Origin of the sequence: Pseudomonas sp. DSP3-2-3 (assembly GCF_049898225.1) — a bacterium.
Lineage (GTDB): Bacteria > Pseudomonadota > Gammaproteobacteria > Pseudomonadales > Pseudomonadaceae > Aquipseudomonas.
Window position 1 is genome coordinate 1 of the sequence record NZ_JAFCXH010000028.1, and the last position, 14,980, is coordinate 14,980.

Consider the following 14,980-nt stretch of genomic DNA (forward strand, 5'->3'; position numbering starts at 1 on the left):
TCCGTTATTACAACTATGATCGAATCAAGATGAAGCTGGGCGGGCTAAGCCCTGTAGCGTACAGGGCCCAGTCCGCGATAGCCTAATCAACAGCTGTCCAACTTTTGGGGCGCACTTCAGTTTGCCTGGCACACCGCTTCGCGAGCAAGCTCGCTCCCACACAAGTTCGCTCCCACAGGATTGGGTTCAATCCAACGAATTACATCCCTTTAACCGCGTAAATCCCGGCCGCGTTGCGCCAGTAGCCTTTGTAATCCATGCCATAACCGAAGATGTAACGGTCGATGCACGGCAGGCCGACGAAATCGGCTTTCAGGTCAGGACGGGCTTTGCGGTCGTGGTCTTTATCGATCAGCACGGCGGTGTGGACGGCGCTGGCACCCGCGTGTTTGCAGAAGTCGATGATCGCGCCCAGGGTGTGACCTTCATCGAGGATGTCGTCGATGATCAGCACGTCGCGGTCGATGAACGAGACTTCCGGCTTGGCTTTCCAGAACAGATCGCCGCCACTGGTTTCGTTGCGATAACGGGTCGCGTGCAGGTACGACGCTTCCAGCGGAAAATTCAGATGAGTCAGCAGTTTGCCGGCGAAGATCAGCCCGCCGTTCATCACGCAGAACACTACCGGATTGCGGTCGGCGAGTTCGGCATTGATCTGCGCACCGACCTTGGCGATAGAGGCTTCGACTTCGGCTTCAGTGTAAAGGCAGTCAGCCTCGCGCATGATTTGACGGATATGCTCGAGATCAGCAGACATGACGCTCTCCAATGGGGGCAGTGTGTGAAAAGCGGGCAAAGGTACGCATCCGCTCGGATCAGGGCAAGCAATTCTGGACTAATGTGTCAGGATTCGTAAGAAAACGCCGTATCACCCGTAGGACAGTAACAGCTGAATAGATTAACCTAGGCCGTTTTTTTGCCCCCCGCCCGGAGCCTTTCCTTATGCCTGTCCGTGAAATCCGTCATCCGCTGATCCAGCACAAGCTCGGCCTTATGCGCCGTGCCGACATCAGCACCAAAAATTTCCGTGAGCTGGCCCAGGAAGTCGGCGCCCTGCTCACTTACGAAGCCACCGCTGACCTGCCGCTGGAAACCTACGACATCCAGGGTTGGGCTGGCACTGTCCAGGTCGAGAAGATCGCTGGCAAGAAGATCACCGTAGTGCCGATCCTGCGCGCCGGCATCGGCATGCTCGACGGCGTGCTCACGCTGATTCCGGGCGCCAAGGTCAGCGCGGTGGGCGTGGCCCGCAACGAAGAAACCCTCGAAGCGCACACCTATCTGGAAAAACTGGTCCCGGAAATCGACGAGCGCCTGGCGATGATTATCGACCCGATGCTCGCCACCGGCGGCTCGATGGTTGCAACGATTGATCTGCTGAAGAAAGCCGGTTGCAAGGAAATCCGCGCCATGGTGCTGGTCGCCGCGCCGGAAGGCATTGCCGCCGTCCAGCTTGCGCACCCGGACGTGACGATCTACACCGCGTCCATTGATGAGCGCCTCAACGAACACGGCTACATCATTCCGGGCCTTGGCGATGCCGGTGACAAGATTTTCGGCACCAAGCAAAAGGACGCGTAATGAAGCAGGACGAGTTCAACGATCCACTCTGGCGCACGGTTTTATCGGGCGCGCAGATGCTCTTCGTGGCGTTCGGCGCGCTGGTCTTGATGCCGCTGATCACCGGGCTGGATCCTAACGTCGCACTGTTTACCGCAGGCCTGGGCACGTTGCTGTTCCAGCTGGTGACCGGCCGACAAGTGCCGGTTTTCCTGGCATCGAGCTTTGCCTTCATCACGCCGATCATTCTCGCCAAGGGCCAGTTCGGCCTGGCCGCGACCATGGGCGGGATCATGGCGGCGGGTTTCGTTTATACCTTCCTCGGGCTGGCGGTGAAGATCAAAGGCACCGGTTTCATCGACCGCCTGCTGCCACCCGTTGTGATCGGGCCGGTGATCATTTCCATCGGCCTGGCCATGGCGCCAATCGCCGCTAACATGGCGATGGGCAAAGGCGGTGATGGCGCGGAACTGATTCCGTACAAGATCGCCATGTGGATTTCCATGCCCGCGCTGCTGACCACGTTGATCGTGGCGGTGTTCGGCAAAGGGATTTTCCGTCTGGTGCCGATCATTTCCGGCGTATTGGCAGGGTTCGCCCTGGCGTTTTATTTCGGCGTGGTCGATACCGCAAAAATCGCTGCCGCACCGTGGCTGGCGCTGCCCGCGTTCACGGCTCCGGAATTCAACTGGCAGGCGATTCTGTTCATCGTGCCGGTGGCGCTGGCTCCGGCCATCGAGCATATCGGCGGCGTGATTGCGGTCGGCAGCGTGACCGGCCGGGATTATCTGAAAAAACCAGGCTTGCACCGCACCTTGCTGGGTGACGGCATCGCCACCACGGCAGCCGGCCTGTTCGGCGGACCGCCCAACACTACGTATGCCGAAGTGACTGGCGCAGTGATGCTGACCAAGAACTACAACCCGAAGATCATGACCTGGGCAGCGATCTTTGCCATCAGCCTGGCGTTTATCGGCAAATTCGGCGCGCTGTTGCAGAGCATTCCGGTGCCGGTGATGGGCGGGATTCTCTGCCTGTTGTTCGGTTCGATCGCGGCGGTGGGCATGAACACGCTGATTCGCCACAAGGTCGATCTGGCCGAAGCGCGCAATCTGGTGATTGTCTCAGTGACGCTGGTGTTCGGTATCGGCGGCGTGTTGATCGGCACCGGCAACGGCCCCGACGACTTCGGCCTCAAGGGGATTTCCCTGTGCGCCGTGACCGCGATAGCGCTGAACCTGCTACTGCCGGGCAATGACAGCTGGAAGAATAAGCACCTGGATGATCAGTTGCCGTAACGGCAATCTGTGGGACCGGCTTCAGCCGGGAAGACATTTTCCCAGCTGAACCTGGTCACACGGTGCCGAGCTTGCGGGCTTACAGCATCACCGGCGCACGCTCGCACAGGCGGTTCAGCGCTGCCGCCCAGTTCGGATCGTCGTTCAGGCACGGAATCAACACCAGCTCTTCGCCCCCCGCCGCCTTGAACTGCTCAGCGCCCCGATCACCGATCTCCTCCAGAGTCTCGATGCAGTCGGCGACGAACGCCGGGCACATCACCCGCAACTTCTTCACCCCCTGCGCGGCCAGTTCTTCGAGATGCGCCTCGGTGTAGGGTTCGATCCATTTCGCCCGGCCAAGTCGTGACTGGAACGACACCGACCACTTGCCATCAGCAATGCCCATACGCTTGGCGAACGCTGCGGCAGACTGAATGCACTGCGCGCGATAACAGGTCGCCAGTACTTCCGGTGGCGCGGTCATGCAGCAATCCGGACCTTTAAGGCAATGACTGCGCGTCGGGTCAAGCTTGAGCAAGTGCCGCTCCGGCAAGCCATGAAAACTCAGCAACAGGTGATCATGCGGCTGCTGCAAATGCGGGCGGACGTTTTCCACCAATGCGTCGAGGTATTCCGGCTGGTCGTAAAATGCCTGCAGAACCGAGAACTGCATCTTCATGCCTTTGCTGCGTACGACCCGTTTGGCTTCTTCGATAACGGTGGTCACCGTGCTGTCGGCAAACTGCGGATACAGCGGTGCCAATGTGACCTTTTTGATGCCTTGACCGGCGAGGCGCATCAGCACCGTTTCGATGGAAGGCTCGCCATAACGCATGGCCAGCTCCACCGGCCCGTGCGTCCACTCCTTGGTCATCGCCTGATGCAGGCGTTTGCTCAGCACCACCAGCGGCGAACCTTCGTCCCACCAGATCGAGGCGTAAGCGTGAGCAGACTGCTCGGGGCGCTTGATCAGGATCAGCGACACCAGCAAACGACGAACCGGCCATGGCAGGTCGATAACGTAAGGGTCCATGAGGAATTGATTGAGGTAACTGCGTACGTCCGCCACCGAAGTGGAGGCCGGAGAACCCAGATTGACCAGCAACAGCGCGTGATCGGTCATGCAACATCCTATTTCAGTGGCGGCCCAGCAAATCGTCGAGGGCTGCGTGCAGTTCGGTAAATCGAAAGGTAAAACCAGCCGCTTCAAGCCGCGCCGGGCGAGCCTTTTGCCCTCCCAGGAGCAGCACCGACAGTTCGCCCATCAATACTTTCAGGGCAATGCCAGGCAACGGCATGAACGCCGGGCGATGCAGCACGCCAGCGAGGATCCTGGCGAATTCACGATTGCGCATCGGTGATGGCGCGCAGACATTATACGGACCCTGGGCGTCATCTTTTGTTAACAGAAAATCTATCGCGGCAATCTGGTCCTGAATGTGAATCCACGGCATCCACTGCCGACCGCCGCCAATCGGCCCGCCCATGCCCAACTTGAAGGGCAACAATAATCGCTGTAGAAAACCACCTTCGTTGGACAACACCAGGCCCGTGCGAATCATCACCACGCGAACGCCCAAGGCCTCGGCCCGCTGCGCGGTTTCTTCCCACGCGCCGCACAGCTTGCTGGCGAAATCTTCGTTGACCGGTTGCGAAGTCTCATCCAGTTCACGCTCGCCGCCGTCGCCATACCAGCCTACGGCGGAGCCACTAATCATCACCTGCGGTTTTTGCTCGCGGCGTTCAAGCCAGGCGAGCAGTTGTTCGGTCAGCCCGATGCGGCTGTCCCACAACAGCACCTTGCGCTTGCGGGTCCAGGGACGGTCGGCAATCGGTGCGCCAGCCAGGTTGATGACTGCATCCACGTGCTCTTCACCGAGATCGTTGAGATGCGCAATGCCCCGCACCGAATCGCCGCACAAACGCGTGACTTCTCTGGGGCGTCGACTCCAGACGGTGAGTTGATGACCTTGTTTTTGCCAGAGTCGGCAGAGCTGACGTCCTAGCAAACCAGTACCGCCGGTCAGCAATATGTGCATGGCAGGTTTCCTTGCGTGGCGTTCGGGGCTGTTGCGTAGTCTATTTTTCAGGACCCATGAATTCATAAGCCAAGGCCCTGCTTGAACGATAGGCCAAACCTGAGGAGCGTGAAGCGGGACTATCCGTTCGCATCGCCACTAAAGGCTTTGAGAAACACCCGACTTCAAGCTCGAGCCGTACGAGCAAGGTCAGCAGCCTGCGAACAGCAGACGGCTGCAAGTTATACCAAAAAACAATATTGTACAGGTTTTAACTACGGCGTAGTCTGTGCAGACAAGGTAACGAGGCCCCTATGACTGTACCTATCGCAATCATCGGTACCGGCATCGCCGGACTCTCCGCCGCCCAGGCGTTAAACGCCGCTGGGCATTCCGTACATCTTTTCGACAAAAGCCGCGGCAGTGGCGGAAGAATGTCCAGCAAGCGCAGTGATGCAGGCTCGCTTGATCTGGGCGCCCAATACTTCACTGCTCGCGACCGTCGCTTCATGACTGCTGTTCAGCAATGGCAAGCCCAGGGTTGCGTTGAACAGTGGACACCTTCGCTTTACAACTTTCATGCTGGCCAGCTCAGTCCGTCCCCGGACGAGCAAGTGCGCTGGGTCGGCAAACCCGGCATGAGCGCGATTACCCGCGCCATGCTCGGCGATCTGCCAGTGACGTTTGCCTGCCGCATCACTGAAGTCTTCCAGGGTGAACATCACTGGAATCTGCAGGACGCCGAAGGCCAGAGCCATGGTCCCTTCAGCCATGTAGTGATCGCCACTCCGGCGCCGCAAGCGACGACGCTGCTGGCTGCCGCGCCGAAACTCGCTGGCGTGGCCGCCGGGGTGAAAATGGACCCGACCTGGGCCGTCGCACTGGCATTCAACCCCCCCCTGGAAACCCCGCTGGAAGGCTGCTTCGTGCAGGACAGCCCGCTGGACTGGCTGGCGCGCAACCGCAGCAAACCCGGCCGCGCCGTGACGCTCGATACCTGGGTGTTACATGCAACCAGCAGCTGGAGCAAGCAGCATCTGGACATGCCCAAGGAAACGGTCATCGAGCACCTGCATGGCGCGTTCGCCGAGCTGATCGGCTGCGCAGTGCCCGCCCCGAGCTTCAGCCTGGCCCATCGCTGGCTGTACGCCCGACCCGCCAGCGCCCACGAGTGGGGTGCGTTGTCCGACTCCGATCTGGGCATCTACGTATGCGGCGACTGGTGCCTGTCCGGACGCGTCGAGGGCGCCTGGCTCAGCGGCCAGGAAGCTGCACGACGTCTCATGGAGCACCTCGATTGAACCGCCTCAATCCCGCCAAGCTGCTGCTGTCGAAGTGGACAGCAGCACAGCCGGTCAATCGGGAAAAACACTTTCTGGTTACCGAACTGTTTCGCGATGAAGCAGGCACGGTGCTGGAGATCGAATTACAGGCGGTGCTGACGCAACGCAGCGAGCGCCTGGCGTGGCAAACCTTGCAGAACGCCGACGCGTGGCGGATGGGCTGGAAGTAAATCTATCCTCCATCCAATCCGAACCCCGTTGGAGCGAGGCTTGCCCGCGAATCAATAGATCAGTCGGCACACCATTGCCTGACACGACGCCTTCGCGGGCAAGCCTCGCTCCAACAGCCCTACAAATCCTGTACAAATAATTTGACTTGTACAAATGCGAACCTATGATGAGCTGAAGTTGTACAGAGACTTAAATCTGTATAAGTCCTGATCAGAGGTTTCGCCATGACCACGCCCGCACTCCATAAACCGAAGCTCGGCATCAGCGCCTGTCTGCTGGGCGCCGAGGTGCGTTTCAATGGCGGTCATAAAGAATCCCATCTGTGTACCCGCGCGCTGACCGAATATTTCGAGTTCGTTCCGGCCTGCCCCGAAGTCGCCATTGGCATGGGCATTCCCCGTGAACCGATCCGGCTGGTGGGTGACGCGGAACATCCTCAGGCGCTGGGCAGCGTCAACCGCGAACTGAACGTCACACAGGCGCTGGCCGATTACGGCGTGCAGATGGCCACTGAACTGGGCGACATCAGTGGCTATATCTTCATGCAGAAGTCGCCGTCGTGCGGTCTGGAGCGGGTCAAGGTCTACCGGGAAAACGGCGCACCGGTGGATGGCGGCGGGCGCGGCATCTATGCCCAGGCGTTTTGCGCGCGTCACCCCAATCTGCCAGTCGAAGAAGACGGTCGCCTCAACGACCCGGTGCTACGGGAAAACTTCGTCACCCGAGTCTTCGCCTATGCCGCCTGGCACGAATTGCTCAACGCTGGCCTGACCCGCCGCAGCCTGACCGAATTTCACTCGCGCTATAAATATCAGCTGATGGCCAACGACCCGGTGCAGTACAAGGCGCTGGGCAATCTGCTCGGCAACATGGGTCGCAGCGATCCAAAGGACATCGCCGCGCAGTACTTCAGCGACCTGATGAGCGCCCTGAAAAAATGTGCCACCCGCCGCACTCATACCAATGTCCTGCAACACCTGACCGGCTACCTGAAACAAACCATCAGCCCCGCCGACAAGCAGGAAATCCAGCAACTGATCACCCAATACCATCAAGGCATCGTGCCGCTGATCGTCCCGCTGACCCTGCTCAAGCATCACTTCCGCCAACACCCCGATCCCTATGTGGCGCTGCAGGTGTACATGCAGCCGCATCCGGAAAACCTCAGCCTGCGGAATGCGATCTGAACCATGAATGAAATTCCCCCTCCCGGTCCCGAAGACGACGCTGCCCCCGAGTTTGCAAACGGCTGGCTGCCGATTCGAGAGGTCGCCCGGCAAACCGGCGTCAACGCTGTCACGTTGCGCGCCTGGGAACGCCGCTATGGCTTGATCGTCCCGCACCGCACGCCCAAGGGCCATCGCCTGTATTCCGATTACCACGTGCTGCGGGTCATGAACATTCTGACCTGGCTCAACCGCGGCGTTTCGGTGAGCCAGGTCAAGCACTTGATCGACAGTCGCCAGCCAGAGGCCAGCGTGCCGGGCAACGATTGGGATGCGTTGCGGCGGACCCTGATCACCCACATCGGTGAACTGGCCGAACGACGCGTGGACGACGTGTTCAATCAGGCGATGTCGCTTTATCCGCCGCGCACGCTGTGCGAACAGCTGCTGCTGCCGTTACTGACGGAGCTGGAATGCCGCTGGCAAGGGCAGTTCGGCGGGCAAATGGAGCGCGCGTTCTTTTATTCCTGGCTGCGCAGCAAGCTGGGCGCCCGGATCTACCACAACAATCGCCAGCTAAGCGGCGCACCGGTGTTGCTGGTCAATCATTCCGATCTGCCACTGGAACCTCATCTGTGGCTGACGGCCTGGCTGCTGAGCAACAACGACTGTGCGGTGGAGGTATTCGACTGGCCGCTGCCGGTCGGCGAACTGGCCCTGGCCAGTGATCTGCTCGAACCGCGCGCGGTGCTGCTGTATTCGAGCAAAGCCTTGAATATCAGTCTGCTGCCCAAGTTGCTCGCCAATATCACCTGCCCTGTCCTGCTCGCCGGGTCGGCCGTGCGCATTCATTACAACGAACTCAACGTCGCACCGACCCGCATCGAGGGCCTGGCTCTCGCGGAAGGTCCGCTGGGTGCCCAGACCGCATTGCAAGAACTCGGGCTTATTTAAGGAATGACCATGCAACTGCTTTGGCTGCGCAGCGACTTGCGTACTCACGACAACACTGCACTGACCGCTGCCATGGAGCAGGGTCCGACCGTGGCCGTCTACCTGATCAGCCCCGAGCAATGGCGGCGCCATGACGATGCGCCGTGCAAAGTGGATTTCTGGCTACGCAACCTGGCGGAACTGGAAAAAGTCCTGGGCGAGTTGAATGTGCCCCTATTGATTCGCCACGCTGACACCTGGGACCAGGCGCCGGACGTGTTGCTGCAATTGTGCCGCGAACTGCACATCGAGAGCGTGCACGCCAACGAGGAATACGGCATCAACGAAACGCGCCGCGATCTCGCGGTGGCCAATGCCCTTGAACAGGATGGCATCCACTGGCGCAGTCATCTGGATCAGCTGTTCTTCAAGCCCGGCACGGTGCTGACTAAGACCGGCAATTATTTCCAGGTGTTCAGCCAGTTCCGCAAGGTCTGTTATGCGCGCATGCATCAAGCCATGCCGCGCCTGATTCACACGCCGCAAAAACAGCAAGCGCTGGCCATCGCCAGTGATTCCGTGCCCGCGCAGATCGAGGGTTTTGCGACCCCGAGTGCCGCGCTGCAAGCCTTGTGGCCCGCTGGCGAAGATGAAGCACAGCGGCGACTGCAAGCCTTCAGTGACGAACAGATCAACTACTACCGCAGCGAACGGGACTTCCCGGCCAAGCCTGGGACCAGCCAGCTATCGGCGTATCTCGCGGCTGGGGTGATTTCCCCGCGCCAGTGCCTGCACGCGGCGTTGATCAGCAACCACGGCGAGTTCGAGACCGGCAGTGTTGGCTCGGTTACCTGGATCAACGAGCTGCTGTGGCGCGAGTTCTATAAACATATTCTGGTGGGCTACCCGCGCGTCTCGCGGCATCGGGCATTTCGTCCGGAAACCGAAGCGCTGAAATGGCGCGACGCCCCACATGAGCTGGCGGCCTGGCAACAAGCCCGCACCGGCCTGCCGATCATTGATGCCGCCATGCGCCAATTGCTGGAAACCGGCTGGATGCACAATCGGCTGCGCATGTTGGTGGCGATGTTCCTGACCAAAAACCTGCTTATCGACTGGCGCGAAGGCGAGCGCTTCTTCATGCAGCACCTGATTGATGGCGATCTGGCGGCGAACAATGGTGGCTGGCAGTGGAGTTCCTCCACCGGCACCGATTCGTCGCCTTATTTCCGGATTTTCAACCCACTGGCCCAGTCGGAGAAATTCGATCCCGAAGGACGCTTTCTCAAGCAATGGCTGCCGGAACTGGCCGGGCTGAACAAAAAAGAAGTGCATGCCCCATCAGCGGCTGGCGGCCTGTTTGGTGTGGCTGACTACCCGAAACCCATCGTCGATCTGCGCAGCAGCCGCGCCCGTGCCCTGGCCGCGTTCAAAGCGCTGCCGCATCGCCAACCTGCTGCCGAGCCAGGCCATGAGTGATTTCCTGCGGCGTTTCGCCCATGACTTTGCCGCGCTGGACAAAACCAGCCTGCATCGACTCGGCACCTTGTACAGCGACGACGCGGTGTTCACCGACCCGCTGCACAAGATCCATGGCTTGAAGAACATGCAGGATTACTTCGCCCAGCTGTACGCCAATGTCACTCAGCTGCATTTCGATTTTTACGGCTTCGATGAAGTGGCGACGGGCAGCGGTTATCTGCGCTGGACCATGAGTTACGCACACCCGCGCCTGGCCAAAGGGCGCCTGATCCGCGTCGATGGCTGCTCGCATCTGCTCTGGCGGGACAAAGTTTATCAACACCGCGATTACTTCGATGCCGGCGCTTTGCTGTACGAGCATCTGCCCATCATGGGTCGGGGCATTTCGTGGCTGAAAGGGAGACTGGCATGACCCATCCGAACGCCCGCCGCATCTGGCTGACTGGCGCCAGCAGTGGCATTGGCCTGGCACTGGCCGAGCAACTGCTCAAGGACGGTCATTTGCTGGCCCTGACCGCCCGCACCGTCAAGCCCCTTGAAGACCTGGACAACTTGTATCCCGGACAAGTGTTGCTGGCCCCGGGCGATATCACCGACGGCCAGCAAGTCACGGCAATCGGCGACCGGATCAACCAGGTCTGGGGTGCGCTGGATACCGCGATACTCAACGCCGGCACCTGCGAATACATCGACAGTAGCGACTACGACGCGGCGCTGTTCGAACGTGTGATTCGCACCAATCTGCTGGCCAGCTCCTATTGCGTGCAGGAAGCGCTGCTGTTGCTGCGCCAGGGCCGAGAGCCTCATTTGGTAGGCGTTTGCAGCTCGGTTACCTTCCTGCCGTTGACCCGCAGCGAAGCGTACGGTGCATCCAAGGCCGGGTTGCGCTATTTGTTCGAATCGCTGCGCGTTGATCTGGCCCAGGAAAAGATCGATGTCACCGTGGTCAGCCCCGGCTTTGTCGATACGCCGCTGACCGCCAAAAACGACTTTGCCATGCCTATGCGCTGGTCGGCCCAAAAGGCTGGCACGCACATCGCCGAACGTCTGCAGCGTAGTCGCCGTCCGCTGGAAATCGCTTTCCCCATGCCTTTCATCCTGATGCTGCGCCTGTTGTCGCTGTTGCCGACGCGCCTGCAACTGGCGTTGGGCAAACGCATGGCGCGCGCTCCGGCTCCGGCCAAGGACGCACGATGAAAATTGCCATCATTGGCAGCGGCATTGCTGGCCTGACCAGTGCTTATCTGCTCAACCGCTCGCATGACATCACGGTGTTCGAGGCGGCGGACTGGATCGGCGGTCACACCCATACAGTGGATGTGCAGGTCAACGGCCGCGAGTACGCCATTGATACCGGCTTCATCGTGTTCAATGACTGGACCTATCCGAATTTCATTCGCCTGCTCGAAACCCTCGGCGTCGGCTTCAAACCCACCGAGATGAGCTTTTCAGTCAACGATCCAAAAACCCGCACCGAATACAACGGTAACAACCTCAACAGCCTGTTCGCCCAGCGCAGTAATCTGTGGTCGCCAAGCTTCTGGGGCATGCTGCGCGACATCCTGCGCTTCAATCGTGAGGCGCTGGATGACCTGCAAAGCCAGCGCATCGCCGCCGACACCACCTTGGGCGCCTACCTGCAAAGCGCGGGTTACGGACAACGGTTTACCGAGCATTACATCGTGCCCATGGGCGCGGCGATCTGGTCGATGTCCCTGGCCGACATGCTGGCCTTCCCATTGCAGTTCTTCTTGCGGTTTTTCAAGAATCACGGGTTGCTGTCCGTCAACCATCGCCCGCAGTGGTGCGTCGTCGAAGGCGGTTCCAGCCAATACATCGAGCCGCTGACCGCTTCGTTTCGCCAACACATTCGCCTGGCCTGCCCGGTTCACAGCGTTCAGCGCGGCGCGCAATGCGTGACGATCAACAGTGCAGCGGGCAGCGAGCGTTTCGATAAGGTGATTTTCGCCTGCCACAGCGATCAGGCCCTCAAGCTGCTGGCGGAACCGACAGCTGCCGAACAGGAAATTCTCGGCGCCCTGCCCTATGCCGACAATGACGTGGTGCTGCATACCGACATCGGCCTGCTGCCCAAACGGCCGTTGGCGTGGGCCAGCTGGAATTATCGACTGGGTGGCGATGCGCAGCAGATGGCCGCCGTCACTTACGCCATGAACATCCTGCAAGGCATCGAAAGCGACACCACCTTTTGCGTCAGCCTGAATCAGACCGCCGCCATCGATCCGCAGAAAATCCTCGCCCGTTACAGCTATTCCCATCCGCAATACAGTCTGGCCGGCGTTGCTGCGCAAGCGCGCTGGCAAGAGCTCAATGGCGCCAACCACAGCTGGTTCTGTGGTGCGTACTGGGCCAATGGCTTCCACGAAGACGGCGTGGTCAGCGCTCTGCGTGTGGCCGCCGAATTCGGAGAATCCCTGTGAACAGCGCCTTGTACAGCGGCTGGATCAGCCATCGTCGATTCGCGCCGAAGGCTCATGATTTCCGGTATCGGATCGGCCTGCTGTACCTGGATCTGGACGAACAAGCAGCGGTGTTCGGTTTGTCGCCGTTGGCGGGGGAGCGACGTTTTGCGGCGTTTTCCTTTCGCGAAACGGACTATCTGCACGCGCTGACCGGACGCGGCGTGCCGCTGATCGAAGCCGTGCGCGAACGGGTCGGCGCGGCGCTCGGCCACATGCCGCTGGGCAAAGTCTGTCTGTTGACCCAGGCGCGTAGCTGGGGCCTGGCATTCAACCCGGTCAGTTTCTTTTATTGCCATGAGCTGGACGGCACGCTCGCGGCGATTCTCTGCGAAGTCACCAACACACCCTGGGGCGAGCGTTATCACTACGTGCTGCCCGCCAACGGCGAAGGTCATCAGCATTTCGCGGTAGCCAAGGCATTTCACGTGTCGCCGTTCCTGCCACGGGACCTTGAATACCGCATGAGTTTTAGCCAGCCCGCCGCCCGGCTTGGTGTGCACATGGCCGACTGGCAGGGCGAGCTGAAGATGTTCGACGCCACGCTGAATCTGGAACGCCAGGATCTGAATCGCCAGACGCTGCATCGCTATCTGCTGACATTCCCCTGGATGACCGCCAAGACCTGTCTGGCTATCTACTGGCAGGCCGTGCGTCTGTTCATCAAACGTATCCCGATTTTTCCGCATCAGGCCGCAGAAGGCGACTATCGCACCGCCGCCGCGCAACCCAAGGATCAGCACAATGAAAAGCAGTAGCAGTGGGTTTTCGGCCAACCTGGGTACCAACAGCCTGACCGCCAACCTCCTGCGCCGTGGAGTGCTGCGCCAGTTGGCAAAGTTGCGCGCCGGGCAATTGGTCGTCGTTGAGGGCGATGAACGTCATGTGTTCGGCAGCACCGGCGCGCCACTGCTGGGCGAGATTCATGTGCTGGATTCGGCCACCTGGGGCATGGTTGCGAGCTCGGGTTCCATCGGCGCGGGCGAAGCGTTTATCCACGGTTACTGGACTTCGCCGGACCTGACCGCCGTGATCCGGGTGTTCGTCAGCAATCTGGATGTGCTCGATGGCATGGAAGGTGGCATGGCCCGTCTTGGGCGGCCGTTCATTCAGAGCCTGCACTGGCTCAATCGCAACACGCGGGAAGGCTCGCAGAAAAACATCGCGGCACACTACGACCTGGGCAATGAGCTGTTCGAACAATTCCTCGACCCGACGATGATGTATTCCGCCGCGCAATTCCTCACCCCCGACGACACCCTGGAACAGGCGCAGCTGAACAAGCTGGAGCGTATCTGCCAGAAACTGGTACTCAAACCGGACGACCACTTGCTGGAAATCGGCACCGGTTGGGGCAGCATGGCGATCTATGCAGCCCAGCATTATGGATGCAGAGTCACCACCACGACCCTGTCGAAAGAGCAATTCGCCTACACCGAACAGCGCATCACTCAACTGGGTTTGCAGGACCGAATCACCTTGCTGCTCAAGGATTACCGCGACCTGACCGGGCAGTTCGACAAACTGGTTTCCATCGAGATGATCGAGGCGGTCGGCCATCGTTTTCTGCCGACTTATTTCAAGCAATGCTCGCACCTGCTCAAGGACAACGGCTTGATGCTGCTGCAAGCCATCACCATTCGTGAGCAGCGCTACGAGCAGGCCAAGCGCAGTGTCGACTTCATCCAGCGCTATATCTTTCCCGGCGGTGCGTTGCCGTCGGTGCACAAAATGATCGAAATCGTCGGCCGCGACACCGATATGAATCTGCTGCACATGGAGGATTTCGGCCTGCACTACGCGCGGACCTTGCGCCTGTGGCACGAGAACTTCAGCCACGCTCATGGCTATCTGATGGAGCTGGGTTACGACGACTACTTCCTGCGTCTGTGGGAGTTCTACCTGTGTTATTGCGAAGGCGGCTTTCTCGAACGCACCATCGGCACGGCGCAATTGCTGCTGGCCAAACCGGCCGCCCTGCCCCAGCCGCTGCTCGGTCGCTTCGATGCTTAAGCAAATCGCCAACGCCGCCCTGTTCCAGGCGGGTTGGTTCGCCTGCGTCATCGGTGGCGACAGCTATTGGTTGCTGATTCCGCTTGGCGTATTGCTCGCGCATCTGCTGTGGATAAGTTCCTGGGCAGCAGAAGGCAAGCTGCTGCTGTGGATAACCGGGTTGGGCACGCTTCTCGACAGTGCGTTGCTGATGCTGGGGGTGTTTGATTTCGATGCGGGCGGGCCGTTGATTCCGCTATGGCTGATGCTGCTGTGGGCGGTACTGGCGACGACGTTGAATCATTGCCTGAGCTGGACCGCCAAGCCTTGGTGGCGCGCCAGCCTGCTGGGCGCGGTCGGCGGGCCGATGTCGTATTACGCCGGCTCGCAATTGGCAGGCGTGCATCTTCCACTGGGCCTGTGGCCGAGCATGCTTATCCTGGCCGTGATCTGGGCCTTGGTGTTCCCGTTGATGCAATGGCTGGCCGGATATTTTCAGGCGTTGCAGCCCGATAAACTGCGCGGGCACCGGTCAGGCATTCCACACGAGTGACC

17 protein-coding genes are annotated in these 14,980 nt (G+C 60.0%); 14 read left to right on the top strand and 3 right to left on the bottom strand.

What is annotated here, in order from left to right; translation table 11 throughout:
- Nucleotides 1-86, top strand: an 86-nt coding sequence (locus tag ACP7E4_RS24670; protein WP_426114669.1) for an IS3 family transposase, incomplete at its 5' end; no start/stop codon positions are given.
- A gap of 113 nt (nucleotides 87-199) precedes the next feature.
- Here the strand turns inward: ACP7E4_RS24670 and ACP7E4_RS24675 are convergent.
- Nucleotides 200-757: a hypoxanthine-guanine phosphoribosyltransferase gene (locus ACP7E4_RS24675; RefSeq protein ID WP_331151637.1), complete on the bottom strand. Its 558-nt coding sequence runs from the start codon at nucleotides 755-757 to the stop codon at nucleotides 200-202.
- Nucleotides 758-942: 185 nt separating this feature from the next.
- On the opposite strand from ACP7E4_RS24675, the gene upp reads away from it, so the two are divergent.
- Together upp and ACP7E4_RS24685 are read left to right on the top strand one after the other, a co-directional pair.
- Entirely contained in the window at nucleotides 943-1,581 is a 639-nt protein-coding gene (gene upp / locus ACP7E4_RS24680) for a uracil phosphoribosyltransferase (protein ID WP_426118260.1), read from the top strand.
- Nucleotides 1,581-2,858, top strand: a complete 1,278-nt coding sequence (locus tag ACP7E4_RS24685; protein WP_426118262.1) for a uracil-xanthine permease family protein — start codon at nucleotides 1,581-1,583, stop codon at nucleotides 2,856-2,858. Before upp ends, ACP7E4_RS24685 begins: the two co-directional genes overlap by 1 nt.
- Nucleotides 2,859-2,937: 79 nt before the next feature.
- Here the strand turns inward: ACP7E4_RS24685 and hemH are convergent, their stop codons facing one another.
- Together hemH and ACP7E4_RS24695 are read right to left on the bottom strand one after the other, a co-directional pair.
- Entirely contained in the window at nucleotides 2,938-3,963 is a 1,026-nt protein-coding gene (gene hemH, locus ACP7E4_RS24690; RefSeq protein WP_426118264.1) for a ferrochelatase, read from the bottom strand.
- Between the two features lie 13 nt (nucleotides 3,964-3,976).
- Nucleotides 3,977-4,879 (bottom strand): TIGR01777 family oxidoreductase, encoded by a 903-nt coding sequence (locus ACP7E4_RS24695; RefSeq protein ID WP_426118266.1) that lies wholly within the window; start codon nucleotides 4,877-4,879, stop codon nucleotides 3,977-3,979.
- Between the two features lie 293 nt (nucleotides 4,880-5,172).
- Between ACP7E4_RS24695 and ACP7E4_RS24700 the strand changes: the two genes are divergently transcribed.
- The 11 genes from ACP7E4_RS24700 to ACP7E4_RS24750 all read left to right on the top strand — a co-directional run bounded on the left by ACP7E4_RS24700 (nucleotide 5,173) and on the right by ACP7E4_RS24750 (nucleotide 14,978).
- Nucleotides 5,173-6,159: an NAD(P)/FAD-dependent oxidoreductase gene (locus ACP7E4_RS24700; protein ID WP_426118268.1), complete on the top strand. Its 987-nt coding sequence runs from the start codon at nucleotides 5,173-5,175 to the stop codon at nucleotides 6,157-6,159.
- Nucleotides 6,156-6,371, top strand: coding sequence for a TIGR02450 family Trp-rich protein (locus ACP7E4_RS24705; RefSeq protein WP_065833270.1), 216 nt, complete (start codon nucleotides 6,156-6,158; stop codon nucleotides 6,369-6,371). The genes ACP7E4_RS24700 and ACP7E4_RS24705 overlap by 4 nt, the downstream gene beginning before the upstream one ends.
- A gap of 225 nt (nucleotides 6,372-6,596) precedes the next feature.
- Complete coding sequence (locus ACP7E4_RS24710) at nucleotides 6,597-7,559, top strand: YbgA family protein (protein ID WP_426118270.1); 963 nt, start codon at nucleotides 6,597-6,599, stop codon at nucleotides 7,557-7,559.
- A 3-nt stretch (nucleotides 7,560-7,562) separates the two neighbouring features.
- A complete protein-coding gene (locus tag ACP7E4_RS24715; RefSeq protein ID WP_426118272.1) occupies nucleotides 7,563-8,492 on the top strand; it encodes a MerR family transcriptional regulator in 930 nt (309 codons plus the stop codon).
- 9 nt (nucleotides 8,493-8,501) lie between these two features.
- Entirely contained in the window at nucleotides 8,502-9,950 is a 1,449-nt protein-coding gene (gene phrB, locus ACP7E4_RS24720; RefSeq protein ID WP_426118274.1) for a deoxyribodipyrimidine photo-lyase, read from the top strand.
- Nucleotides 9,943-10,365 carry a nuclear transport factor 2 family protein gene (locus ACP7E4_RS24725; RefSeq protein ID WP_426118276.1) on the top strand — a complete coding sequence of 141 codons (423 nt, stop codon included), beginning with the start codon at nucleotides 9,943-9,945 and terminating at the stop codon, nucleotides 10,363-10,365. The genes phrB and ACP7E4_RS24725 overlap by 8 nt, the downstream gene beginning before the upstream one ends.
- Nucleotides 10,362-11,150 carry an SDR family NAD(P)-dependent oxidoreductase gene (locus ACP7E4_RS24730; protein ID WP_426118278.1) on the top strand — a complete coding sequence of 263 codons (789 nt, stop codon included), beginning with the start codon at nucleotides 10,362-10,364 and terminating at the stop codon, nucleotides 11,148-11,150. The genes ACP7E4_RS24725 and ACP7E4_RS24730 overlap by 4 nt, the downstream gene beginning before the upstream one ends.
- Nucleotides 11,147-12,394 (top strand): NAD(P)/FAD-dependent oxidoreductase, encoded by a 1,248-nt coding sequence (locus ACP7E4_RS24735; RefSeq protein ID WP_426118280.1) that lies wholly within the window; start codon nucleotides 11,147-11,149, stop codon nucleotides 12,392-12,394. The genes ACP7E4_RS24730 and ACP7E4_RS24735 overlap by 4 nt, the downstream gene beginning before the upstream one ends.
- Entirely contained in the window at nucleotides 12,391-13,191 is an 801-nt protein-coding gene (locus ACP7E4_RS24740; protein ID WP_426118282.1) for a DUF1365 domain-containing protein, read from the top strand. Before ACP7E4_RS24735 ends, ACP7E4_RS24740 begins: the two co-directional genes overlap by 4 nt.
- Complete coding sequence (locus ACP7E4_RS24745) at nucleotides 13,178-14,446, top strand: class I SAM-dependent methyltransferase (RefSeq protein ID WP_426118284.1); 1,269 nt, start codon at nucleotides 13,178-13,180, stop codon at nucleotides 14,444-14,446. Before ACP7E4_RS24740 ends, ACP7E4_RS24745 begins: the two co-directional genes overlap by 14 nt.
- Nucleotides 14,439-14,978 carry a DUF2878 domain-containing protein gene (locus ACP7E4_RS24750; RefSeq protein ID WP_426118286.1) on the top strand — a complete coding sequence of 180 codons (540 nt, stop codon included), beginning with the start codon at nucleotides 14,439-14,441 and terminating at the stop codon, nucleotides 14,976-14,978. The genes ACP7E4_RS24745 and ACP7E4_RS24750 overlap by 8 nt, the downstream gene beginning before the upstream one ends.
- Nucleotides 14,979-14,980: the final 2 nt, after the last annotated feature.